This is a genomic window from Pedobacter lusitanus, assembly GCF_040026395.1.
In the GTDB taxonomy this organism is placed as follows: Bacteria; Bacteroidota; Bacteroidia; order Sphingobacteriales; family Sphingobacteriaceae; genus Pedobacter; species Pedobacter lusitanus.
On the sequence record NZ_CP157278.1, the window covers coordinates 3,379,564 to 3,402,277 of the forward strand.

The following is a 22,714-nucleotide window of genomic DNA, read 5'->3' on the forward strand; positions in this document are numbered from 1 at the left end:
TTTTATTTTCATCATCTTATACGGTCTGATCTCTCAATGCCCTGATCTGATCGTGCGAAGCCCGCAATTTCACTTTCTGCTCTTCGATCAGATTTCTCGTTTCGGCAGACAGATCTTCCTCTTCCAAAGCCATCTTATATGCTTTTTGAGCTGCATCTTCTCCGGCTTCACAATTATTCAAAATTGTTTTACGATCATACCCTGTAAATACACCTTTAACATCCATCCATGCACGATAGATTTTACCTGCAGCAGTAGTTCCTGTTTCCAGTTCAGTTCCTGAGCCCTGAACAGCAGAAGCAAGAGCCATTTTATTGGTATGACTTTCGGCAATCATTTTCAAAAACAAGTCCTTTAAGTCACGATCGTTATCTGTTAATTCCTGAATAGCTTTTTCATATCCGGTAATACGATCATTATTAATTTTAATCAGGTCATTCAGTGTCTCTGGGTTTACTTTAGTATTTTCCATATCTCTAAAAAATTTGATGTCAGGAAGTAACATATCCCCTAAAAAAAAGTTTTACAAATTTTTCAAAGGAAAATACCCCAGGTGGATTTCATCTTTAAAAGTCGTTTCAGCCGGAGATATTACAATTTTGTAATTCTCTTTTATTCCAGCCGGTAACACATCTTCAATTTCAAATATATCATCTACATCAACTCCATATTTGTCATCGATGTGAGATGGTGCCCCTTCAAAGCCTGTATGAAGGAAGAATGCCGACTCTTTGGCCTTTTTAATAACTTCAGCTTTACCTGCACCAATCAAAAGCATTCTATAATGCAGCTCATCAAATTCATCTGGTTTATATCCTCCCAGATTAAGAAAAAAAAGTGCATTTGGTGATGGCTCCGAAGCTTTATCCTTCTCAACTACCTGTATACTGAAACCCTCAACAGCAGTAACCTCTCTCCAGGCATCTAAATGTATTTTACCATTAGCCTCAGGCCAGAAATTTAAAATTTCCTGTTCCAGATCTTTCAAACAGGTTCCAACAGCAAAAAACACATCATGCTGTTCCGTATTTCTGCCGGCAGGTTTACAACCCAATAATAACTGGTACAATTTCAAAGACTTCATTAATGTTTTTTTAGCTCTTCAATCAGTCTTTTAGCTCTTTCTTCAATAGTCAGAAAGACCGGATCAAATAATTTATCATCAAAATACGGATCTGTAACTTCCTGATTATCCGTTAAAAATAGTCTTACTTTTTTACGTTGTTCTTCATTAACGGCCAGTTTTAGTACATCACGCAAATTGTTTTTATCCATCACCAGGATATGATCAAATTCATCAAACAGTTCCCCTCCGAAAAGGCGGGCACGCTGTCTGGAAATATCGTATCCATAATTTTTAGCAACCGCAATACTTCTACGGTCAGCGGGCTGGCCGGTATGCCAGTTCCCTGTTCCTGCCGAGGCTACTTCCCAATCCAGATTCTCATTTGCAATCAACTGTCTGACAACCCCTTCTGCAAGCGGAGAACGACAGATATTGCCCAAACAAACCATCAGGATCTTCATTGTTTTATGAATAAATATCATTAATAATCTGTGCCAGACGCACACCGCCTTTTAACAACTGCTCATTCAGCAAATCGATAAACTCAAAATTATAGCGATAGCTCAGTTTATCATCAGCTTTAGTCTTGTCATATATCTTATTACAAGCCATGTAAGATTCATAAACTGTTTCTTTCAGTGAGTCATGACTCCATTTGGTAAATTGCTCTTTTGAAGGATGGTTAATTGCTTCGGCATACTCTGTATAGCTTAATTGCTGTCTGTCAATCAGATCTTCATCCCAAACATGGTGAAGATTAGACCGCTGTCCAAACCACATTACACTTACTTTATTGCCGCCAAGATCTTCTTTTCTTGCGGTATGCATCGGCTGATGAACATCACCCAGCATGTGTATTAATAAACGCATAGCCCACTGTTGCTTATCGGCTGTGCTTTGTTTATTTTTAAGTATAGCAATCATCTCAGGAATCTTATTATACACATTAGCTTCCTTAGTTGTTTCCAGGAAATTAAATACTCCGTTCTGATCTAAATCGCCAGGAATATTTACATAATGCCAGCTACCCATATAATTATACGAGGTATCTGATTTGATAAAGTCAGGCCAGTTACTCGCGATAGCCATACTTTCATTACCCAAAACCTGTTTTACTGCTTTCCGGGCTTTTGCGGTCAGGTAATAGTCGGCAATCTGTCCGACAATTCTATGTCCTGTCTGCCCCCAGGCAGCAGCATTCAATGGTAAATAAGCAACTAATGCGATTGCGATACAAACCTTTTTTATTTTAACTACTGAAATCATTGTTTTATTTTATAATTCTTGCGGTACGCACTTGATTTTTTGTTTCAGGACTAGATTTACGTCCCGCTGATCACTCAGACTCTGTAAAAAAAGATGAGTAGAATCAGTTGATCTGATCAAAAAACTTTTTCTGTATATCCCAACTGTATAGCAGCCGGAGACTTTCTGTTTATAATTAGCTTTGGTATACGTTCCTTCCAGAAACAAACTATCCTTTCTTACCTGATATACACCTTTTGCATATTCTTTCCAAACACCATTATTATAGCACGGATCTTCATAGTAATTCACCTTTGAATGTGTAGTCAGATCAACATAAAAAGAGTCACAGGTAATTTTTATCTGATGCTGAGTGTAATTCATCAGTTTAGCAGCATTGGTAATGCTGTCCTGACTCCAGACACCCTGTAAAAATTTTTCTCCATTACCCTGAACGTTTGGGCGTCTCTCACAACCGAGAAACGCCATCAAACAAAATAGAATAATTAGATAATGGTATCTATTCATATTATTTTAAACTACCTACCATATCTCCCGGTTTTACCCATTCATCAAACTGTTCACTGGTTAATAACCCCAGTTCTACTGCAGCCTCACGTAATGTTTTATTTTCTTTATGTGCCTTTTTAGCAATCTTAGCAGCATTTTCGTAACCAATATGTGGGTTCAGAGCCGTAACAAGCATTAAAGAGTTTTCAAGATGTTTTTTAATTTCCGGTAAATTAGGCAGAATACCAACAGCACAGTTATCATTGAATGATACACAGGCATCACCCAGTAATCTTCCTGACTGTAATACATTTGCAGCGATAACCGGTTTAAAAACATTTAGTTCAAAATGGCCGTTGCTACCACCAATACCTACAGTTACGTCATTTCCCATTACCTGTGCACAAACCATTGTCAATGCTTCAGGCTGAGTAGGATTAACTTTTCCAGGCATAATAGAAGAACCTGGTTCATTGTCCGGAATGATGATCTCACCAATACCAGAACGCGGGCCTGAGCTTAACATTCTCACATCATTGCCGATCTTCATTAAAGCTACTGCAGCACGTTTATAAGCACCTGACAATTCTACCATAGCATCATGTGCAGCCAGTGCTTCAAATTTATTCGGAGCCGTAACAAAAGGTAAACCGGTAAGTTCTGCAATCTTACGGGCAACCAGTACATCATATCCTTTTGGAGTATTCAGACCCGTTCCTACGGCAGTACCACCTAAAGCCAGTTCAGTAATCATTACCAGCGCATTTTTAATTGCTCTGATACTATTGGTGATTTGCTGTGCATAACCTGAAAACTCCTGTCCAAGTGTTAACGGAGTTGCATCCATGAAGTGAGTTCTTCCGGTTTTAACAATATCAGCAAATTCAGTTGCTTTAGCCTGTAATGTCTTTTCCAGTTTTTCAAGCCCTGGTATAGTAATTTCTACAGCTTGTTTATATGCCGCAATGTGCATAGCTGTAGGATAAGTATCATTTGAAGATTGTGATTTATTGACATCATCATTCGGATGCAGAATTTTCTTTTCATCTGTCAGACTACCACCGTTCATAACATGCGCACGATAGGCAATCACTTCATTTGAATTCATATTGCTCTGTGTTCCTGAACCTGTTTGCCAGATTACAAGAGGAAACTGATCGTCTAATTTTCCGGCAATAACTTCATCACATGCCTTAGCAATCCATTCTGCCTTATCACTTGCCAGTACACCAAGTTCCTGATTAGCCAGTGCTGCAGCTTTTTTGAGATAACCAAAAGCATGGATAATCTCTTTTGGCATGGAAGCCTCAGGACCAATTTTAAAATTATTACGTGAACGTTCAGTTTGTGCTCCCCAATACTTATCAGCAGGGACCTGCACTTCGCCCATGGTGTCGTGTTCGGTTCTAAAATTCATTTCTTTTGTTTTTTTTCAAAAATAAGGTTTTATCTCTATAGAAGAATGTAAAGTATATGATAATGTTTAAAACTCTTTTGCGTTTAAAGGGTTAATATTGTTTATTTTTCGGGCTTCAAAAAAGACTAATCTAATTCATGACCTACCGTACCTTTTTTCCCGTGGCTGTGCTGGCCACTTTTCTCATTAGCGCCTGTTCACATGCCAATAAAAAACATCAGGATCCAAAAATCAGAACTGTAAACGATGACAAGACAGATAGCCTTCTCATTTCGTACGATCCGGCTAAAGGAGATAAATGGATAGCAAACTTTGTAGATAACCTGCATAGGAAATTCGGATTCAACGGAAATATGCTTGTAGCAAAAGACGGCAAAATACTTTATGAAAAAGCTATTGGATGGGCTGATTATCTGCATCGCGATAGCTTAAAGATTAATTCAGAATTTGAGCTTGCTTCAATCACCAAGACATTTACCGGTGTTGCGATCATGCAACTGGTTGAACAGGGCAAAATTAAACTGACAGACAATGTAAAAAAATTCTATCCTAATTTCCCTTACGAAGATATCACCGTAAAATTACTGCTTACACACCGCAGCGGAATGATGAATTACGTCTATTTCAGTGACGGGGTTTGGAAAGACAAGAAGAAGCCGATGAGTAACGTTGACGTTATGAATCTCATTGCACAATATAAACCCAACCGTTACGCTAAACCCGATACAAGATTTCATTACAACAATTCCAACTTTATGGTACTTGGTGCCATTATTGAAAAAGTAACCGGCAAAACATATGCAGAATATATGATGGAAAATGTATTCAAGCCAGCGGGGATGAAACATACCCACGTATACTCTACAACAGCCTATTCAAAGATCCCGGTTGATGTAGTAGGCCACGACCGTACCTGGAAATATTCAGTAGTACAAAATTTCCTTGACGGGCCCGTCGGTGATAAAGGGATTTACAGTACTGTTCATGATCTAGTACTTTATGATAATGCATTAAAAAAAGGCCGTTTGTTAAAACAAGCCAGTCTTGACTCAGCTTACACCGGCCATAATAAAGCCATCAACGGTCACTTTAACTATGGCTACGGATGGAGAATGTACGATGGAGAAAACGGACGCAAAGTAGTCTACCATACAGGTTGGTGGCATGGTTTCCGTCACATCTATGTACGGGATATACAAAAGAATATCGTCATTATTTTCCTGGGCAACCTGACTAATGGCAGTTTAATGCATCTGGATGACCTGTATAAACACCTTGGTGTTCCAGTAATCAGAAAAGGAGCATACACCGGAACAGGGTCTATGCCTGGAAGTGATGAAGATTAAAAAATTAAGATATTTTATCTAAAGCGATCCCTCTGCTTTTTTTATCGACAAAACGCTTAAGCAGAGCGTTTTCCGGTAAAGAAAGCGTAGGGTCCTGCTGAAAGACATCAATCACAGTATTTCTTGCTTCATGTAAAATCTGCTGATCCTTTACCAGATCCGCAAGCTTAAGATCCAGCACTCCGCTTTGCATGGTACCCGAAAGATCTCCAGGTCCGCGCAACTCCAGATCTATCTCAGAAATTTCAAACCCATTATTGGTTTTCACCATCGTTTCCAGTCGTTTCCGGCCCTCCCTGCTTAGTTTTTCACCAGACATTAAAATACAAAAAGATTGTTCAGCACCCCTGCCAACCCTTCCACGTAACTGATGCAATTGAGAAAGCCCGAATCTTTCTGCATTTTCAATAATCATAACAGATGCATTCGGAACATTTACACCAACCTCAATTACAGTTGTCGCTACCATAATCTGCGTTTTGCCTTCTATAAACTGCTGCATCTCAAATTGCTTGTCCTTATTTGGCATTTTCCCATGAACAATACTAATCTGATAATCCGGCAGCGGGAACTGATAACGCATTTGTTCAATACCAGCCTCCAAATGCAGCAAATCTAATTTTTCGCTCTCCTTGATTAAAGGATAGACCACATATACCTGCCTGCCTTTGGCAATTTCTGTCTTCATGAAACCAAACATCCTCAAACGCTGCCCTTCAACCAGATGTTTAGTCTCAATTGGCTTTCTGCCAGCAGGAAGTTCATCAATCATAGAAACATCCAGATCTCCGTATAAAGTCATGGCAAGCGTTCTGGGAATTGGCGTAGCAGTCATAACCAGAATATGAGGGGGAATACTATTTTTTCGCCATAGCTTTGCCCTTTGCTCTACACCAAAACGATGCTGCTCATCGATAACAACCAGTCCCAGGTTCTTGAATATTACCTTATCCTCAATGAGTGCATGTGTCCCTACAAGAATATCAATTTCCCCAGCCTCCAGCTGCTCATGCAAAAGAGTTCTTTGTTTTTTTGTAGTATTACCGGTTAATATATCAACCTTAATTAATCTTCCATCCAGTAAAGAAGCTATAGAATGATAATGCTGACGGGCCAGGATCTCAGTCGGAGCCATCATACAGGCCTGATAGCCGTTATCATTTGCCAGCAGCATACTCATTAATGCAACTACTGTTTTTCCACTTCCTACATCACCCTGCACCAGGCGGTTCATTTGAATGCCGCGCTGAGTATCAGTTCTAATCTCTTTGATAACTCTCTTCTGTGCTCCTGTAAGCGCAAACGGCAGGATTTCCTTATAAAAAGTATTTACCCTTTCGCCAACAGTACTAAATAAATGCCCTTTGAATTTTAGTTCTCTGAATTGTTTATTACTCAGTAACTGCAGCTGGATAAAGAATAATTCTTCAAATTTCAGTCTGCGTTCCGCATCCTGCAAAGCTGTCGTATCTTTCGGAAAATGAATATTTAACAGCGCTTCACGACGGTTAATCATCCGGTACTTATCCAGAATATATGCCGGAATGGTTTCCTTAATTTCATGCAGACAATGTTCAATTACCAAAGCCTGCATTTTTTGAATACCCTTACTATCAAGTGAAAACTTTTTAAGTTTTTCAGTGGAGTTATAAACAGGTTGTAAAGTCAGATTCCCTGTGAGGGTAGCCGGTCTTGGATAATTCTCCATCTCCGGATGAGAAATACTAAATGAGCCGTTAAAAACAGTCGGTTTGCCAAATGCAATGTATACTTTGCCGCGCATTACATTTTCATCTACCCATTTCAAACTCTGAAACCAAACCAGTTCAATAGTTCCGGTTTCATCAGTCAGTCTGGCGACAATTCTTTTTTTATGCTTTTCACCTATAGTTTCTTTTCCTGTAATACGCCCCAGGATCTGAACATAAGGTAAATCCGGATGGAGTTCATTGATTTTATAGAAACGCGTTCTGTCAATATACCGGAATGGATAAAAAGCCAGTAAATCGGCATAGGTGAATATACCCAATTCCTTTTGCAGGATTTCGGCACGTTTAGGACCTACTCCTTTCAAAAATTCAATCGTTGTATCTAAATCAGAAGCAAACAAGCTGTTGGTAATTAGGTATTTTGTTATATAATTTTTGAATTCACTCTGGTTCTTGCAGTAAACATATCCTTTATCAGACTCCAGTTAAATAAAATTACCGAAAATAATAACAACAGATAAGCATAAAGCTGATTAGTATTAATCGCTTCTCCAAAATAAAATACAGCTATTGCAAAGGCAATAATCGGATTAATATAAATCAGTATACCTAATGTAGATGAAGGTATACCAATAAGGGAATAAAGACTTAAAAACAGTGGGATAATTGTAAATACAGCAGCGATAATCACAATATTCATCCAGAACCATCCGCTTTGCGGAATCCCGTTAAACTGATAAAAATAAAATGGCAGCAGAATCAGACAGGCCACCAAAAACTGAACAGCAAGTACATTAAGCTTATCAATGCCCTGCATCTTTCGCTGAATAACCAGATAACCAGCATAAAATGCAGCTATAATAACTGACCACAAGACATCCCTTAATGAACCTGTAGCCAAAAAGACGACGCTAACCAGCGCGACAGCCAGGGAGACCAGCTTAACCGCAGACAATTCTTCCTTCAGAATAATAAACCCTCCAAAAGCCGTAAGCAACGGACATACCATATACGCAAATGCCGCCGAAGTAAGACTTACATTATTGACTGCATAAATGAAGGTGTACCAATTGAGTGTCAGAAATACAGTTGCCAAAAGGATCTGCCATATATAAGTTATTTTCTGTGTCTTTGATATAGACTTTACATAGACTATGTCAGCCTTTAATTGTTTTTTCCTGAAAAGCAGAATAGCCGCCCAGATTAAAACCACAGACGTAAATATACGGTAGTACAGAATCTCTTCAGATGGGAAGCCTTTGATATTCCTCAAAGGAATAGCAAAGCATCCCCAGATTACAAAGGGGATGAATCCTGCCAGCAGGTAACGTACATTTGACGCAGACATTTATCCCTTATAAGCAATAACTGAAATCTCTACATTTACACCCTTAGGAAGACCCTTCACAGCTACGGTTTCACGCGCAGGGAAGTCAGATTCAAAATATGAACCATATACTTCGTTTACTTCTGCAAACAAATCCATATCCGATAAAAATATAGTCGACTTCAGGATATGTGTAAATTCAAAACCTGCTTCTAATAAAACAGCATTCAGATTACGCATAACCTGTTCAGTTTCTTCTTTAATTGAAGACTGTGTTAATTGTCCCGTTGCAGGATTGATTGGGATTTGTCCGGATACATACAGAAATCCATTAGCTAATACAGCCTGGCTATAAGGGCCGATCGGAGCTGGTGCATTCGAGGTGTTGATGATTGTTTTCATTTATATCCAGTGTAAAAGTTTCAAGATGATTCCAATTATGAAAATTGATATGGCAAGCGCATTGATGACATGCATAATTTTGATGTCAACACTAGTTGGCCTGTTCGGATCTTTTTTTCTAAAAAAGTACATATCACAAATGTATAAAATAAAGTTTCATTCAGGTAAAACCCATCCCGATTTAAAGCATAAAAAAAGGGCTCTGATAAATCAGAACCCTTTTCTATGTTGTTTAAGAAATACTAGTTTCTTGAAGTTTCAACACGACGGTTTTGGATACGACCTTCTTCAGTATCGTTAGAAGCGATTGGATTTGCTTCACCTAAACCTTTTGTAGCAACTTTGCTAGCACTAACTCCAGAGTTAACTAAGTAAGTTTTTACTGAATTAGCTCTGTCTTTAGATAATTTCAGGTTATAAGCAGCAGTACCTTCGCTTGAAGCATAACCTTTTACTAAGGCTTTACCATTGCTTTCTTTTAACACTGAAGATAATTTATCTAAAGTTGGGTATGATTCAGTTTTTAAAACTGAAGAGTTGAATTCAAATTGGATAGTCTCAAAACCAGTTAAGTTACTAGTGTTAACAGGAGCTACAGTAGTAGTAGCAACTGGAAGAGGACATCCTGATCCATCAACTGCAGTACCTGCAGGAGTTCCTGGGCATTTGTCAAACTGATCAGAAACACCGTCACCATCGCTATCTTTTTTCAAATCTTCAACAGATTTTTCAACGTTAGAAACACGAGATTTAAGTGCTTCAACTTCACGACGTAATGAAGGATCTTTCAATTCATCATACATCATTGCAAGTGGGTTAACCCAATCCAGGTTTGGTTTAGATTTAGAACCTAATGAGAATTCTAATCCAGCGTAACCGTATGAGAATTTATCTTTAGTAGTTGTGCTACCATAAATTCCGTTGAAGTTATCACCATCAATGAAGTGCATTGTATAACCTAAGTTAAAAGCAACACGGTCAGAAACTTTGAATTTCACACCAGCACCAACTGGGATGTAAGCTTCTTTAACATAAGTTTTGTCATGGTTATCACCAGCTTTGTCTTTCCAGTCAGTAACTGCACCACCAACTGCTGTTACTTTAGGAGCATAAGCAACTAAACCGTAACCAACAGTAACGAAGAAGTTAACTGAATTCTCACGACGTAAGAAATCTACAGTTGCAACATTAACAACACCACGGATGTCAGCAGCATAACCGATCTGAGTTTCAGAAGCAGTGATACCATTAAGCTGACCACCTGGTCTGTCTTTGTTAGTTCCAGAAACTTTTCCACGGAAAATGTTACCTTCTAAACCAAATGCATGACCTAATTGTTTTCTCAATGAAACGCCATAACCTAAGTTAACATCAGCATTTTTCAAGTCATTTGTACCACCAATCGCAACGAATGGAGATAAAACACCAGCATTAACACCGATAGACCAGGTTCTGTACTGGCCTCTTCCGCCAAACACTTTGGCTGAAGTTGAAGTCGAAGTAGAATCCTGTGCTGAAGCAAGAGTGGTAACACCCATAACTGCAACAAAAGAAACTGCTAAACCCTTCTTTAAAGTAGAATAATTCATAATTTTTCTTTTTTAAGGTTAAACAAATTTAAAAATGTATAATTTTTTTGTGTAGCAAAATTAAACAAATTTTTAATTCTCACAAGGCACATACAAACTCCGTTCCAATTTTAACAAATTTTAAGAATTCGATATAATTGACTTTATTTGTCTACTCATAAAGCCAGATATGAAATATCAGAATCCTGAAAATAAACTCTTTGTTAAAAACAGAACAAATTTCAATAAACACCTAAAAAACAATTCATTAGCTATATTCAATTCCAATGATGAGTTTCCAAGAAGCGGGGACCAGAGTTTCCCTTTTAAACAAAATTGTGACCTGTTTTATCTTTCCGGGATAGACCAGGAAAAAACAATATTGCTGCTTTATCCTGATTGTCCTAATCCCTTATATAGAGAAGTCCTTTTTTTAAGACAGACAAATGAGCACATCAAAATATGGGAAGGTCATAAGTATACCAAACCGATGGCAGAACTTGCCTCCGGCATAAAAAAAATCTACTGGCTGGAAGATTTTGACAATATTATTCACAGTATTATTCCTTATGCAGATCACATTTACCTGAATACCAATGAGAATGACAGCAGCCCGCATACAGTTGCTTACCGGGATATCCGTTTTATTGAAGAGATGAAAAAGAGATACCCGCTGCATCATTATGAAAGAGCGGCACCGATTATGCGTCAGCTTCGCGAAACAAAATCTGCCGAAGAAGTGCAGTTAATCCAAAAAGCATGTGATATTACAAAAGATGCTTTTATCCGGGTACTTAAATTTACGCGTCCCGAAGTAACAGAATACGAGATAGAGGCGGAGATTATCCATGAATTTATCAGACAACGGGCTACCGGACATGCCTATCCGCCAATTATCGCTTCAGGCAATAATGCAAACATTCTCCATTATGGCGATAATAATCAGACATGCAAAGAGAATGAATTAATCCTGATGGACTTCGGTGCAGAATACGCTAATTACAACGCAGATTTATCCCGTACCATTCCTGTCAGTGGCAGATTTACACCAAGACAAAAAGATGTTTACAAGTCAGTACAGCATGTAATGCAGGAAGCGAAGAAATTAATGATACCCGGCACTTCAATAAATGATTATAATACCAATGCCGGTGAGCTAATGACTGAACAACTGGTCAGACTTGGGTTAATCTCTCTGGAAGAAATAAAAAATCAGAACCCGGCATATCCCGCTTATAAAAAGTATTTCATGCATGGGATAAGCCATCACCTTGGTCTGGATGTTCATGATTTCGCTGGCAGATATACACCTTTCACTGCAGGTAATCTGCTAACCTGCGAGCCCGGAATTTATATTCCTGCAGAAGGTTTCGGTATCCGTCTGGAAAATAACATATTGATAACAGCAGATGGCAATATCGATTTAATGGCTGAAATTCCGCTTGAAGCAGAAGAAATTGAAGAAATCATGAATAGTCCCATCTAAATTTAAGCAGCAACAATTATAAAACATGTCAATACCCAAAATCATACATCAGACATTCAAAACGTCTAAGCTACCTTTGATAACCCGCTGGCATATTGCAGGATTCAGAAGAAAAAACCCGGACTATGTTTATGAATTTTATGATGACAAACGTATTGAAGCCTTCCTGTCAGAAGAATTTGGTGAAGATATTTTATCTCTTTATCAAAGAATTAATATAGGTGCAGCTAAAGCAGATTTTTTCAGATACGCGGTACTCTATAAAAAAGGCGGGGTTTACCTGGATATTGACAGTGGGATAAATGGCCGTCTTGACAATTTCATTCTCCCCGGCGACAAGGCCGTGGTCTCTCCCGAAGGAAATCCTGACATGTTTGTACAATGGGCGTTAATATATGAACCGCATCACCCATTCCTAAAAAAAACCCTTGAGCTGATGTACGGGAACATCAGAAGCAACAGGTATCCACATGATGTTCATCAAATGACAGGACCATCAGTTTACACCAGAGCTGTTCGTGAATGTTTAACAGAATCGCCGGATATTCCTCATCGTCTAACCGGGGTAGACTATGATCATCATTTCAGATTTAAGTACCCATTAAGCAAACTGCTCTATGAAAAAGGGGAACACTGGAAGAAAGCTCAGCTGACTAAACCTGTACTAAAACCGGAATAAAACTATCTTTGCCTTATCAAATACCCAAATTAATTTAATCATGAAAGTTGCCGGTTTTACCTTTATCAGAAATGCAGTAGTAAATGACTATCCTATTGTTGAAGCAATCTGCTCAATTCTACCTATTTGCGATGAGTTTGTCGTTGCTGTGGGAAACTCCGGAGATGACACCAGAAAATTAATTGAGCGTATCAACTCTCCAAAAATAAAGATCATAGATACAATCTGGGAGGAGAACCTCAGAGAAGGCGGGGCTGTGTTTGCTTCCGAAACCAATAAAGCTTTTGAAAATATATCCAAAGATGCCGACTGGGCATTCTATATACAGGGTGACGAATGTGTTCATGAAAATGACCTCCCGGAAATTCTGAAACAGATGCAGGACAACCTGGATGATAAACAGGTAGAGGGCTTACTTTTCAAGTATAACCACTTCTATGGCTCTTATGATTATATAGCCGAATCAAGAAGATGGTACAGAAGAGAAATCCGCATTGTAAGAAGAAATCTCAACGTCAGTTCGTACAGAGATGCTCAGGGTTTCAGAATTGACGGAAGAAAAATAAATGTAAAATTAATCAATGCTTTCATTAACCATTATGGCTGGGTAAAACCGCCACACGGACTAGTGAAAAAAGGGTTAAACTTCAATACATTTTATGATCCCAATGCCGTTATCAGAGAGGTGCCTGTAACCGCTACTTTTGATTATGGCAATGCCGATAAGTTAAATCATTTCAAAGGAACACATCCGGCAGTCATGACCGGGCGTATCCATAAGGCTAACTGGAAATTCAGCATCGACCCTACAAAAACCAAAAATAACGACAGCTTCCGTATCAAATTATTATTAAAAATATATAAGCTTACGGGAATCAGAATAGGTGAATATAAAAACTACAAGCTGATCCGGTAGACTATCTGTACTGATTAATAAACTTATACAAATTAAAATTATCCTCCGCATAGGCCCCGGCAATTTTTTGCTGGAGGTCTGTTCTGATTATATCCTTCATTCTGTAATTCTGAATTAACCTGAATGCCTTTTCTACATACAGGTATATTTTCCGCTCATTTTCATGAACAGGTGCTTCGTTAATCCAGTTTAGCAATTCATCAATACCCGTCCCCTTATCAGCAACCGTTTTAAAAACAGGAACAACGGTATGACGCTGATGCAGCATCTTGGTAAGATTATTCGCAAATGTAGCTGCGCCATCCCTGTCTGCCTTATTAACTACAAAAACATTTCCGATTTCCATTAAACCCGATTTAATATGCTGAATTTCGTCACCCGCCTCAGGTACTAAAACTACGATGGTTAAATCTGCCAGACCCGCAATTTCTATTTCTGACTGCCCAACTCCAACAGTTTCCACAATGATATAATCAAAATCAGCAGACCTCAGTACATCCACCATTTCAATAATCTTTGCAGAGAGTCCACCAACTGACCCTCTTGTTGCTACCGAGCGGATAAATACATTAGGTTTATTAAAATGTGCAGACATCCGGATCCGGTCCCCTAAAAGTGATCCCAGATTAAACGGAGAAGTAGGATCTACTGCAATAACAGCTATACGTTTTCCTTTTTCAGTCCATTTTTCAATCATCGCATTGACTAATGTACTCTTACCAGCACCTGGAGGGCCTGTAATACCAATCACAGGAACCTGCTGATTAATCTGTATTTCTTTTAATAACTCTTCACTCCCGTTTATACTATTCTCGACCAAAGTAAGAGCTCTGGCCAACGCAATAAAATTTCCCTTCTTAATATCAGCAACAAGCGACAAGCAGCTATTCATTTTTGATTTTTTTTAACGTTCGATCTGAATCATCACCGGAACTCTGTAATGGCATAGAAAGCCAGTAAATAATACCAATTATAAACAAAGCTAGTAAATCCGTAGCTTTGAAAAATTTTTAAATTCTGATGAAGATCTATTTCAGGCTATTAAGCTTTGCAAAACCAATTGAGAAATACGCTATTCCATATATTATAGTGACCTTATTAGCCATTTTCTTTAACACATTCCTATTCACCTTATTAGGTCCGTTACTGGAAACCCTTTTTTCTACTACAAAAGTAACGATGCTGGAAAAAGCCTCAACGCTTGACTTTATTGGCCAGTTCAATAGTTATATCAACTTCACTATAGTCACTTATGGTAAATTATATACCTTAAAGATAGTTTGTGCTATTATTGTCGGCAGTGTCTTTTTGGCCAATTTTTTCCGTTACATGTCTCAGCGCATCATGGAAGACCTGAGAGTTCACACTTTGCTTAATTTACGCCGTGCAGTTTTCAATAACGTTATGGATCAGCATATCGGCTACTTCAGCAATGAGAAGAAGGGTGATATTATCTCTAAAATTGCTTCAGATGTTCAGGTCGTACAAGGTACAGTTACCAATACCCTCCAGGTCGTTTTTAAAGAACCTGTCCAGGTAATATTTTATATTGGAGTTTTATTATCTATTTCCATAAAACTGACCGTCTTTTCCCTTCTTGTTATTCCGGTTTCCGGCTTTATCATTAGTAAAATTGTTAAAAGATTGAGACATCAGGCAAAAGAACTGCATGAAAGTTTTGCCAAAATGATTGGGTTCTTAGACGAAGCATTAGGCGGGATAAGAATTATTAAAGCCTTTAATGCAACCTCAAGAATAAAAGATAAGTTTCAGAATGAAAACATTTATTATTCCGATTTAACCAGAAAAATAGCCCGCAGGCAGCAACTGGCCTCGCCGGTATCTCAAACGCTGGGAGTTCTTGTCGTTGTTTTCATTGTATTATACGGAGGATCGATGATCCTGAGCAATCAGGGAGATCTTACTCCTTCTAAATTCCTGGTATATATTGCCGTATTTTCACAGGTGATGCAACCAATCAAAGCGTTGTCAGATTCCTTTAGTGCAATCCATACCGGGATAGCAGCCGGTGAAAGAGTTCTAGATCTGGTAGATATTAAACCAGAATTAACGGATAAAGAAAACGCTGTCCAGCTTAATGAATTTAATGACCGCATTCAATTTGACCATGTCTTTTTCAATTATGGAGAAAAAGAAGTCCTGAAAGATATCAATATAACAATTACCAAAGGTCAGACCGTTGCTCTGGTTGGTCCTTCCGGAGGCGGAAAAAGTACATTGATAGATCTTATCCCAAGGTTTTATGATCCAAAATCCGGCAGTGTCCTTATTGACGGTGTCAATCTGAAAGATGCAGCGCTCAACAGCCTTAGACATCAGATGGGAACAGTTAATCAGGAGTCTATCCTTTTTAATGACACGATCTATAATAATATTGCATTCGGAAAACCAGAAGCAACCCAGGAAGAGGTTATTGCTGCTGCAAAAATTGCCAATGCACATGATTTCATTCTGAATACAGAAAATGGCTATGAAACCAGCATAGGAGACAGGGGTAATAAATTATCAGGCGGCCAGAAACAAAGGATATGTATTGCCAGAGCCGTATTGGCTAATCCACCGATCATGCTGCTCGATGAAGCAACTTCAGCACTGGATACAGAATCAGAAAAACTGGTACAGGATGCCTTAAACAACCTGATGAAAAACAGGACTTCTATTGTGATTGCACACAGATTAAGTACAATTCAGCATGCAGACACCATTATTGTAATAGATAACGGGACAGTTTCAGAGCGCGGCACCCACCTTGAATTACTTGCGCAGAATGGTCTTTACAAAAGACTTATTGACATGCAGACTTTTGCAGATTAACGAATATAAAAATATAACCTTTTAGCCGAAATGAAATTAGCCTTTGATTGTGAACGAATGAAATATGCTCATACAGGAATATTTGAGTATTGTCATCAATTGGGGCAGGCACTGAAGGCAGATAAAAGTGCAGCAGATCAGATCAGTTATTATCTTAAACCTGATCTGCAGCAATATTTTGATGCTGAAGATCATTTTCTTAATCAGAACAGCTTACAGAAATTCATTTTCCCCAGACACCGTCATATAGATCTCTGGCATACAACTTATCAGCTATCATCTTATATCCCGGTTAGTAAGTCCATTAAACGGGTGCTGACCATTCATGATCTTAACTTTCTCCATGAGGGCAAGTCTTTGTCAAAAACAAATTACTACTTAAAGAAACATCAAAAAAACATAGACCTTGCAGATCATATTGTAGCAATATCAAACTTTACGAAACAAGATATTCTCAAAAATCTGGATACAGGTAATAAACCCATAACTGTTATCTATAATGGCTGCGCTGAAGGTATCCTTTCTGCACAAACCATCCCGGCATACATTGCTGCAAAGCCATTCCTTTTTGCTTTAGGCACCGTAAATCCCAAAAAGAATTTTCACGTCTTAATCCCCCTGCTAACCGGAAACGATTACGAACTGATTATTGCCGGAAAAACTGAACCTGACTACAGAGACAAAATAATGGCCGAAGCGAGCAGCTATCAGGTAGCAGACAGAGTAAAAGTTATCGGTCCTGTATCAGAGCAGGAAAAATTATGGTATTATAAAAACTGTGAAGCTTTTTTATTCCCATCCATTGCCGAAGGTTTTGGTATTCCGCCTATAGAAGCAATGAGATTTGGTAAACCGACTTTTCTGTCCAGTGCGACTTCACTACCTGAAATAGGAGGTGATGTAGCTTATTATTTCAACAGCTATGAGCCTGCAGCTATAAAACAAGTATTTGAGGATGGCATGAATGCCTATAACCGGCTTCAACCTGCACAGGAAATCATCAGACACGCTAAACAGTTTAACTGGGATAACAGTGCCAAAGCCTACTGGAAAGTATACAGAGAGACGTTAAATCAATCGTAAAATCAGGAATTCTTTTCAGACACAAAATCTATAGCCTTTGTCATTTTACTAATCACTGCTTCCCAGCTATAATTTTCCGCTATATATTTCCTGCCATTATACTGCAGTGTATGCAGATCCATTCCTTTGCTTAAAATTTTATCCACAGCAAATTTAAAGCTTTCAAAATCGTTAAAAGTAAATCCTGCCTGACTATTTTCAATGTGATCTTTGAGCACTTCACAGTCTTTGTTGGCAATAACAGGGACTCCGGCTAACATTCCCTCTAAAGTTACCAATGATAAACTTTCATACAAAGAAGGCATAACCAGTGCTTTTGCCTCCTGTAATAAAGCATATTTAACATCATCGTCCACAAATCCCATACTGATAATATCTTCATGTTTAGGAATATCCATAAAAGCAGTTCCAACCAAAACCAGCTTTATTGCGTTTTTAGTAGCCTCTTTATATTTTAAGAAATTCTGAAACAGGATTTCTCCTCCTTTATCAGGATCTATTCTGCCAATGTAAATCAGATAAGGCTGATCAGATTTGAGGATTTCAGCAGCAGTAAATTTATGTTCAGGTATTACCTTCTCAATTCCTGCTCCGACAATGTCACTATAAATATCTGCGTTACTGAACAACCGGTTTACCAGTCTTTTTTCAGAAAGTGTAAGGTATAAAATAGCTTTTGGTGATTTAAAGAAAGACTTGTATACCGGTAAATAAATAGCCTCCTCATCATGCGCAGTAGGGATTAAAATAGAACGGTCAGCTGCCGCTTTAAGCCCATATAGCGTAGGAAAATACAGATAAGTAAAAAAGATCACTGCATCATATTCATGATAACTGGTTTCCAGATAACTGATCAGCCCTGGAGTAAACGGTCCTTGTTGCTTAGACCAGTCATAGCTTGTCTGTTCAAAATCCGTATGATCCTGAAGACCCAGTGTTTTTAATATTCTCTGAGAAAAAGTTCTGGATTGTAATTTCCTCACTAAACGATGTACCTTACTTTTATTCCTTTCCTGAGACGTACTAAACCTCCTCACCGTTACCCCGTTAATTGTTGTCACGCTTTCAGGATATTCATTGGCCCAGGTAAAATAATTCTTCGCACAGGAAGTCAGGATTTCAACCTCATACAGAGAGTTCAGTTTTTCAGCCAGCACTCTGCAAAGATATTCTGCACCGCCATTGACCTCTAAACCATATCGCTGTACAACCAGGGCAATTTTTTTCATTGGAATATATTTTCGTAGTAATATTTATGTCTTTAATGATGCTCAGTTAGCTGCACAAACTTACAAAAAAAACAAACTGGTTCTGTTTCGGCTGTATTTGAATAAAATTAACATTACCTTCGAGTCTTTATTCGCCTCTCAAACTGGGGCTGCAAGGCTTTAAAAGGCAATTATGAGTATTAAATTATCAATAATTACCGTCAATTATAATGACAGTGCAGGGTTACAAAAAACAATTAACAGCGTTTTAAATCAATCCCTCCAAAATTTTGAATTTATAATTATTGATGGTAACAGCAATGACGGAAGTAAAGAATTACTGCAGCAAAACAGTGAGCCGTCAATACGCTGGATAAGTGAGCCGGACAATGGCATTTATCATGCGATGAACAAAGGTACCCGCATGGCTACCGGAGAATACTTATTATTTTTAAATAGCGGAGATATACTATTCGATACAGAAGTGATTAAACAGGTTGACCAGGAAATAGATGGCACCTATGGTATTTACTATGGTGATATTATCTTCGAGGAGCCTGAACAACAGAAAAAGATAGTATTTCCTGATAAACTTTCTTTCACGTTTTTTTACAAACAAAGTCTGTCACACCAGGCAAGCTTCATCAAAAAAGCGCTCTTTGATGAACTTTTTTTTTACAATGAAGACTTTAAAATCGTATCCGACTGGGAGTTTTTCACCTACGCGATTTGCAAACAGAATATAACTTATAAACACCTGAATATATTAGTTACCATCTATGATGGGAACGGGATATCCTCCAATGCAGATAACTTAAAGCTGATGTATCAGGAGCGCGAAATTTCCCTGCGCAGGTATTTTCCTGCCTTTAAAGATGATTATACTCAGATAGGTGAACTGGAACACAAAAGAGTGAAGCAATTTTTTTATATCAAAGGGCATCCTTTTGCCTGGAAGATTTTAAAATTCTGCATTAAAGCAATTACGTTATTTCTCCCAAAGAACAAGATAAAAGAATGACAAGAATACTGTTAGACCCGGAAATATTTATACTTCAGGAATTCGGTGGTATCTCCAGATATTACACAGAACTTTACAGTGCATTTGAAAATAATGCAGAGACACAAATTACCTGTCCCATTCTTTACACTGATAATATTCATCTGAAAGAAACCCCGCTTTTCGAAAATAGCTATCAGCAAAAAAAATCCTTCTTAATTAAATGCAGTAAGCTATTGAGAGGATACTTACCGAGGAAACTAAAAAAGAAAAGCAAACAGAAAACCATATCTCTGCTAAAAAAACAGGAATTCGATGTATTTATACCTACTTACTACGATCCCTATTTCCTGGACTATATAAAAACCAAGCCGTTTGTATTAACTGTATATGATATGATTCATGAATTGTATCCACATTATTTTACGAATGATAAGACAACTGTTCCGAACAAAAAAATACTGCTGGAAAAAGCGACCAAAATAATTGCCATTTCAGAAAGTACAAAAAGAGATATTCTAAAGATCTATCCACATATCCCTGCAGAAAAAATCGATATCGTTTATTTGGCACATACAGTAAACACAGGAATTCAGACAAAAGTAGATACTCCTGAAAACTATATTTTATTTGTAGGTAACAGGGCAGCTTATAAAAACTTTATTTTCTTTCTGAAGGCGATGTTACCTGTTCTGAAGGATCGTAAAGATCTTTACATCCTTTGTGCAGGGGGGAATGCATTTAATGAAGAAGAAACCCATCTTATTCAGGAATCAGGTGTCAGAGATCAGCTTATACAACGTAATTTTAAAGATTCAGAATTAGCAGATTATTATAAAAAGGCTTTATGCTTTGTTTTTCCTTCCGAGTATGAAGGTTTTGGCATCCCGGTACTCGAAGCAATGGCATGCGGCTGCCCGGTAGTATTGACAAATCACAGTTCCTTTCCAGAGGTTGCCGGAGATGCTGGTATTTATTTTGAGCTTAATAATTCCACAGATTTAAAAGAGAAAATAATGAGATTACTGGATCATATTGAAATCCGTGAAGAATATAAGCTGAAAGGAATAGCCCAGGCAGATAAATTCAACTGGAAGAAAACTACAGATGAATGTTTAAAAGTTTATCAAACAGTATTATGAAGCAAAAAACGGCAATTATAAGCGGTATTACAGGACAGGACGGGGCTTATCTGGCCCAACTATTACTTCGTGACAATTTTAAGGTAATCGGATTAACACGTGGATATCATAATGATAATTTAAACGGGCTTTTCTATCTGGGCATAAAAGATAAGGTTACCCTGATGACCTGCGATTTGCTCGATATCTCACAAGTCATTAAAATACTCCAGCAAACCAAACCTACGCATTTCTATAATCTGGCGGCTCAAAGTTCTGTATCCCTGTCTTTCCAGCAGCCTATCGGGACATTTCAATTTAATACACTCAGTGTTTTTAATCTTTTAGAAGCTATAAAAATGGTTGATAAAAGCATTCGTTTTTATCAGGCAAGCAGTAGTGAAATGTATGGAAAAGTGAATAATCTGCCAATTACTGAAAATAGTGTCCTGCATCCATTGAGTCCATATGCGATATCCAAGGCAGCAGCACATTTTACCTGTATCCATTACCGGGAAAGTTACCAGTTACACGTTAGTTGCGGTGTCCTTTTTAATCATGAATCATACCTCAGACAGAACACTTTCTTTGTTAAAAAGGTAATACAGGAAAGCATTAAGATAAGTAAAGGTTTGATTGATGTACTTAAAGTAGGTAACATTGACATCAAAAGAGATTTTGGATATGCGCCAAAATACACAGAGGCAATGTATCTGATTCTTCAGCAGGAATATCCATCCGATTATCTGATCTGCTCAGGGCAGACTATAAGCCTGCGTGAGATTATTTATTATATTTTCGATAAACTGAATATTTCTCATGAGTTGTGCCAGATAGATGATAACTTATACAGACCTGCAGAGATCGAAAACATTTATGGCAACAATGCTAAAGCTAAACAGGAATTAGGCTGGGTATACGATCTGGATATCTATCAGACCTTAGACCTGTTGCTTAAAGAAGAGCTGGAAAACGCTATTTAATCCAGCTTTGATTTAACATATTCAAAATCCTTTGATAGAAGGGATTCCTTTTCCGGCACTGCTTTACGATCAAATTTATTGACCAGCTTTCTCATCTTTCTGATCAGAAACGGATCGCGTTTTACCGAGAAAGGATTATCAGTCAATTCTTTCTTAGTAAACAAATGATTGCTTTGTCCGTCAGTATAAAAGTTATAACCTAATAGTCCGGCAATATATTTCAGGGATTTTTCTGTGTGAAGAGAAATATGCTGCCCTGTTTCCGGTATAAAGTACCACCAGTCTGCTACAGAAGTCAGATCCTGTTTGGGTTGTATTTCTGTGGTAAAGAAAATATGATCACCATATTTGGTTATCGCCTCTATTTCTGCAATAGGATCGGGCATATGTTCAAATACCTCAAAGGCAGTTACCAGTTCAAATTTTGTATCGGCCTTTAATTCACTGATATCAAAATGCTCAGCAAATAAATTCTGGCAATAAATATCACTATGATAAAAATTATAACCTTTATCCCGCATCATCCTTGTAAACAATCCATAACCTCCTGCGTAATCAAGATATACCGAATCTCTGTCAAAATGCTTATTCAACACCTTAATCACGCGTTCCCTTAGCATTTCATTGCGATGAGCAAGTCCCAGGTCCAGTTTTGTTATTGCCGATGAATAGGCTTCATCCAGCCAGTACGGTTCCTCAGTCTGAATAAACCCAGTCTCCAGACACTGATAGTAACTGACATCATATCTGCCTAATATTTTTGCATCAAAGAGATGTTTGGTTAATCCGCCGGTAACTTTACTTTTCATCAAA

23 protein-coding genes are annotated in these 22,714 nt (G+C 38.0%); 9 read left to right on the plus strand and 14 right to left on the minus strand.

Features of this window, described 5'->3' with window-relative positions; genetic code table 11:
- Positions 1 to 16: 16 nt before the first annotated feature.
- The 6 genes from PL_RS14450 to fumC are packed head-to-tail and all read right to left on the minus strand — an operon-like array spanning position 17 to position 4,238.
- Positions 17 to 472: a PA2169 family four-helix-bundle protein gene (locus tag PL_RS14450; RefSeq protein ID WP_041886242.1), complete on the minus strand. Its 456-nt coding sequence runs from the start codon at positions 470 to 472 to the stop codon at positions 17 to 19.
- Positions 473 to 523: 51 nt separating this feature from the next.
- Positions 524 to 1,084, minus strand: coding sequence for a DUF1543 domain-containing protein (locus tag PL_RS14455; RefSeq protein ID WP_041886181.1), 561 nt, complete (start codon positions 1,082 to 1,084; stop codon positions 524 to 526).
- Complete coding sequence (locus tag PL_RS14460) at positions 1,084 to 1,527, minus strand: low molecular weight protein-tyrosine-phosphatase (RefSeq protein ID WP_041886243.1); 444 nt, start codon at positions 1,525 to 1,527, stop codon at positions 1,084 to 1,086. The genes PL_RS14455 and PL_RS14460 overlap by 1 nt, the downstream gene beginning before the upstream one ends.
- A 4-nt stretch (positions 1,528 to 1,531) precedes the next feature.
- Positions 1,532 to 2,332: a S1/P1 nuclease gene (locus tag PL_RS14465; protein WP_041886183.1), complete on the minus strand. Its 801-nt coding sequence runs from the start codon at positions 2,330 to 2,332 to the stop codon at positions 1,532 to 1,534.
- Between the two features lie 9 nt (positions 2,333 to 2,341).
- Positions 2,342 to 2,800, minus strand: a complete 459-nt coding sequence (locus PL_RS14470) for a fumarate hydratase (protein ID WP_235324668.1) — start codon at positions 2,798 to 2,800, stop codon at positions 2,342 to 2,344.
- A gap of 40 nt (positions 2,801 to 2,840) precedes the next feature.
- Positions 2,841 to 4,238, minus strand: a complete 1,398-nt coding sequence (fumC, locus tag PL_RS14475) for a class II fumarate hydratase (protein WP_041886188.1) — start codon at positions 4,236 to 4,238, stop codon at positions 2,841 to 2,843.
- 137 nt (positions 4,239 to 4,375) lie between these two features.
- Here fumC and PL_RS14480 point away from each other — a divergent pair, with 137 nt between their 5' ends.
- Positions 4,376 to 5,584, plus strand: a complete 1,209-nt coding sequence (locus PL_RS14480) for a serine hydrolase domain-containing protein (protein ID WP_041886190.1) — start codon at positions 4,376 to 4,378, stop codon at positions 5,582 to 5,584.
- 4 nt (positions 5,585 to 5,588) lie between these two features.
- On the opposite strand, the gene recG is transcribed toward PL_RS14480, so the two are convergent.
- From recG to PL_RS14505, 5 genes are all read right to left on the minus strand, one after another.
- Positions 5,589 to 7,694 (minus strand): ATP-dependent DNA helicase RecG, encoded by a 2,106-nt coding sequence (recG, locus tag PL_RS14485; protein WP_041886193.1) that lies wholly within the window; start codon positions 7,692 to 7,694, stop codon positions 5,589 to 5,591.
- A gap of 23 nt (positions 7,695 to 7,717) precedes the next feature.
- Positions 7,718 to 8,641: an EamA family transporter gene (locus PL_RS14490; RefSeq protein ID WP_041886197.1), complete on the minus strand. Its 924-nt coding sequence runs from the start codon at positions 8,639 to 8,641 to the stop codon at positions 7,718 to 7,720.
- Complete coding sequence (locus tag PL_RS14495) at positions 8,642 to 9,022, minus strand: RidA family protein (protein WP_041886199.1); 381 nt, start codon at positions 9,020 to 9,022, stop codon at positions 8,642 to 8,644. It abuts the gene before it with no gap.
- A complete protein-coding gene (locus tag PL_RS14500) occupies positions 9,023 to 9,154 on the minus strand; it encodes a DUF6728 family protein (protein ID WP_316933293.1) in 132 nt (43 codons plus the stop codon).
- Positions 9,155 to 9,264: 110 nt separating this feature from the next.
- Positions 9,265 to 10,611 (minus strand): OmpA family protein, encoded by a 1,347-nt coding sequence (locus PL_RS14505; RefSeq protein ID WP_041886201.1) that lies wholly within the window; start codon positions 10,609 to 10,611, stop codon positions 9,265 to 9,267.
- A gap of 169 nt (positions 10,612 to 10,780) precedes the next feature.
- On the opposite strand from PL_RS14505, the gene PL_RS14510 reads away from it, so the two are divergent.
- Genes PL_RS14510 through PL_RS14520 form a run of 3 tightly spaced genes read left to right on the plus strand, consistent with a single transcriptional unit; the run spans position 10,781 to position 13,671 of the window.
- On the plus strand, positions 10,781 to 12,076 hold the full coding sequence (locus tag PL_RS14510) for an aminopeptidase P family protein (RefSeq protein ID WP_348619773.1): 1,296 nt from the start codon (positions 10,781 to 10,783) through the stop codon (positions 12,074 to 12,076).
- A 25-nt stretch (positions 12,077 to 12,101) separates the two neighbouring features.
- Positions 12,102 to 12,755 (plus strand): glycosyltransferase family 32 protein, encoded by a 654-nt coding sequence (locus PL_RS14515; RefSeq protein WP_041886204.1) that lies wholly within the window; start codon positions 12,102 to 12,104, stop codon positions 12,753 to 12,755.
- Between the two features lie 40 nt (positions 12,756 to 12,795).
- Positions 12,796 to 13,671, plus strand: coding sequence for a glycosyl transferase (locus PL_RS14520; protein ID WP_041886207.1), 876 nt, complete (start codon positions 12,796 to 12,798; stop codon positions 13,669 to 13,671).
- Between the two features lies 1 nt (position 13,672).
- Here the strand turns inward: PL_RS14520 and meaB are convergent, their stop codons facing one another.
- Entirely contained in the window at positions 13,673 to 14,563 is an 891-nt protein-coding gene (gene meaB / locus PL_RS14525; RefSeq protein ID WP_041886208.1) for a methylmalonyl Co-A mutase-associated GTPase MeaB, read from the minus strand.
- Between the two features lie 128 nt (positions 14,564 to 14,691).
- Between meaB and PL_RS14530 the strand changes: the two genes are divergently transcribed.
- Both PL_RS14530 and PL_RS14535 read left to right on the plus strand, forming a co-directional pair.
- Positions 14,692 to 16,506 carry an ABC transporter ATP-binding protein gene (locus PL_RS14530; protein WP_041886212.1) on the plus strand — a complete coding sequence of 605 codons (1,815 nt, stop codon included), beginning with the start codon at positions 14,692 to 14,694 and terminating at the stop codon, positions 16,504 to 16,506.
- A 30-nt stretch (positions 16,507 to 16,536) separates the two neighbouring features.
- A complete protein-coding gene (locus PL_RS14535) occupies positions 16,537 to 17,589 on the plus strand; it encodes a glycosyltransferase family 4 protein (protein ID WP_082036038.1) in 1,053 nt (350 codons plus the stop codon).
- 2 nt (positions 17,590 to 17,591) lie between these two features.
- On the opposite strand, the gene PL_RS14540 is transcribed toward PL_RS14535, so the two are convergent.
- Positions 17,592 to 18,818 (minus strand): glycosyltransferase family 4 protein, encoded by a 1,227-nt coding sequence (locus PL_RS14540; protein WP_041886216.1) that lies wholly within the window; start codon positions 18,816 to 18,818, stop codon positions 17,592 to 17,594.
- A gap of 172 nt (positions 18,819 to 18,990) precedes the next feature.
- Between PL_RS14540 and PL_RS14545 the strand changes: the two genes are divergently transcribed.
- From PL_RS14545 to PL_RS14555, 3 genes are read left to right on the plus strand one after another with little or no spacing between them, the layout of a single operon-like run.
- Positions 18,991 to 19,818, plus strand: a complete 828-nt coding sequence (locus PL_RS14545) for a glycosyltransferase family 2 protein (RefSeq protein WP_348619778.1) — start codon at positions 18,991 to 18,993, stop codon at positions 19,816 to 19,818.
- Positions 19,815 to 20,939 carry a glycosyltransferase family 4 protein gene (locus PL_RS14550; RefSeq protein ID WP_348619780.1) on the plus strand — a complete coding sequence of 375 codons (1,125 nt, stop codon included), beginning with the start codon at positions 19,815 to 19,817 and terminating at the stop codon, positions 20,937 to 20,939. The genes PL_RS14545 and PL_RS14550 overlap by 4 nt, the downstream gene beginning before the upstream one ends.
- Complete coding sequence (locus tag PL_RS14555) at positions 20,936 to 21,901, plus strand: GDP-mannose 4,6-dehydratase (protein WP_041886246.1); 966 nt, start codon at positions 20,936 to 20,938, stop codon at positions 21,899 to 21,901. Before PL_RS14550 ends, PL_RS14555 begins: the two co-directional genes overlap by 4 nt.
- Here the strand turns inward: PL_RS14555 and PL_RS14560 are convergent.
- The gene (locus PL_RS14560) at positions 21,898 to 22,710 is read right to left on the minus strand and encodes a class I SAM-dependent methyltransferase (protein ID WP_052496579.1); all 813 of its coding nucleotides are present in this window, start codon (positions 22,708 to 22,710) and stop codon (positions 21,898 to 21,900) included. The two genes, PL_RS14555 and PL_RS14560, sit on opposite strands and share 4 nt — an antisense overlap.
- Between the last annotated feature and the right edge of the window lie 4 nt (positions 22,711 to 22,714).

Coding starts and splice junctions, on each gene's coding strand:
- PL_RS14450 (WP_041886242.1), bottom strand. CDS start 472: ATGGAAAATACTAAAGTAAACCCAGAGACACTGAATGACCTGATTAAA.
- PL_RS14455 (WP_041886181.1), bottom strand. CDS start 1,084: ATGAAGTCTTTGAAATTGTACCAGTTATTATTGGGTTGTAAACCTGCC.
- PL_RS14460 (WP_041886243.1), bottom strand. CDS start 1,527: ATGAAGATCCTGATGGTTTGTTTGGGCAATATCTGTCGTTCTCCGCTT.
- PL_RS14465 (WP_041886183.1), bottom strand. CDS start 2,332: ATGATTTCAGTAGTTAAAATAAAAAAGGTTTGTATCGCAATCGCATTA.
- PL_RS14470 (WP_235324668.1), bottom strand. CDS start 2,800: ATGGCGTTTCTCGGTTGTGAGAGACGCCCAAACGTTCAGGGTAATGGA.
- fumC (WP_041886188.1), bottom strand. CDS start 4,238: ATGAATTTTAGAACCGAACACGACACCATGGGCGAAGTGCAGGTCCCT.
- PL_RS14480 (WP_041886190.1), top strand. CDS start 4,376: ATGACCTACCGTACCTTTTTTCCCGTGGCTGTGCTGGCCACTTTTCTC.
- PL_RS14490 (WP_041886197.1), bottom strand. CDS start 8,641: ATGTCTGCGTCAAATGTACGTTACCTGCTGGCAGGATTCATCCCCTTT.
- PL_RS14495 (WP_041886199.1), bottom strand. CDS start 9,022: ATGAAAACAATCATCAACACCTCGAATGCACCAGCTCCGATCGGCCCT.
- PL_RS14500 (WP_316933293.1), bottom strand. CDS start 9,154: ATGTACTTTTTTAGAAAAAAAGATCCGAACAGGCCAACTAGTGTTGAC.
- PL_RS14505 (WP_041886201.1), bottom strand. CDS start 10,611: ATGAATTATTCTACTTTAAAGAAGGGTTTAGCAGTTTCTTTTGTTGCA.
- PL_RS14510 (WP_348619773.1), top strand. CDS start 10,781: ATGAAATATCAGAATCCTGAAAATAAACTCTTTGTTAAAAACAGAACA.
- PL_RS14515 (WP_041886204.1), top strand. CDS start 12,102: ATGTCAATACCCAAAATCATACATCAGACATTCAAAACGTCTAAGCTA.
- PL_RS14520 (WP_041886207.1), top strand. CDS start 12,796: ATGAAAGTTGCCGGTTTTACCTTTATCAGAAATGCAGTAGTAAATGAC.
- meaB (WP_041886208.1), bottom strand. CDS start 14,563: ATGAATAGCTGCTTGTCGCTTGTTGCTGATATTAAGAAGGGAAATTTT.
- PL_RS14530 (WP_041886212.1), top strand. CDS start 14,692: ATGAAGATCTATTTCAGGCTATTAAGCTTTGCAAAACCAATTGAGAAA.
- PL_RS14535 (WP_082036038.1), top strand. CDS start 16,537: ATGAAATTAGCCTTTGATTGTGAACGAATGAAATATGCTCATACAGGA.
- PL_RS14540 (WP_041886216.1), bottom strand. CDS start 18,818: ATGAAAAAAATTGCCCTGGTTGTACAGCGATATGGTTTAGAGGTCAAT.
- PL_RS14545 (WP_348619778.1), top strand. CDS start 18,991: ATGAGTATTAAATTATCAATAATTACCGTCAATTATAATGACAGTGCA.
- PL_RS14550 (WP_348619780.1), top strand. CDS start 19,815: ATGACAAGAATACTGTTAGACCCGGAAATATTTATACTTCAGGAATTC.
- PL_RS14555 (WP_041886246.1), top strand. CDS start 20,936: ATGAAGCAAAAAACGGCAATTATAAGCGGTATTACAGGACAGGACGGG.
- PL_RS14560 (WP_052496579.1), bottom strand. CDS start 22,710: ATGAAAAGTAAAGTTACCGGCGGATTAACCAAACATCTCTTTGATGCA.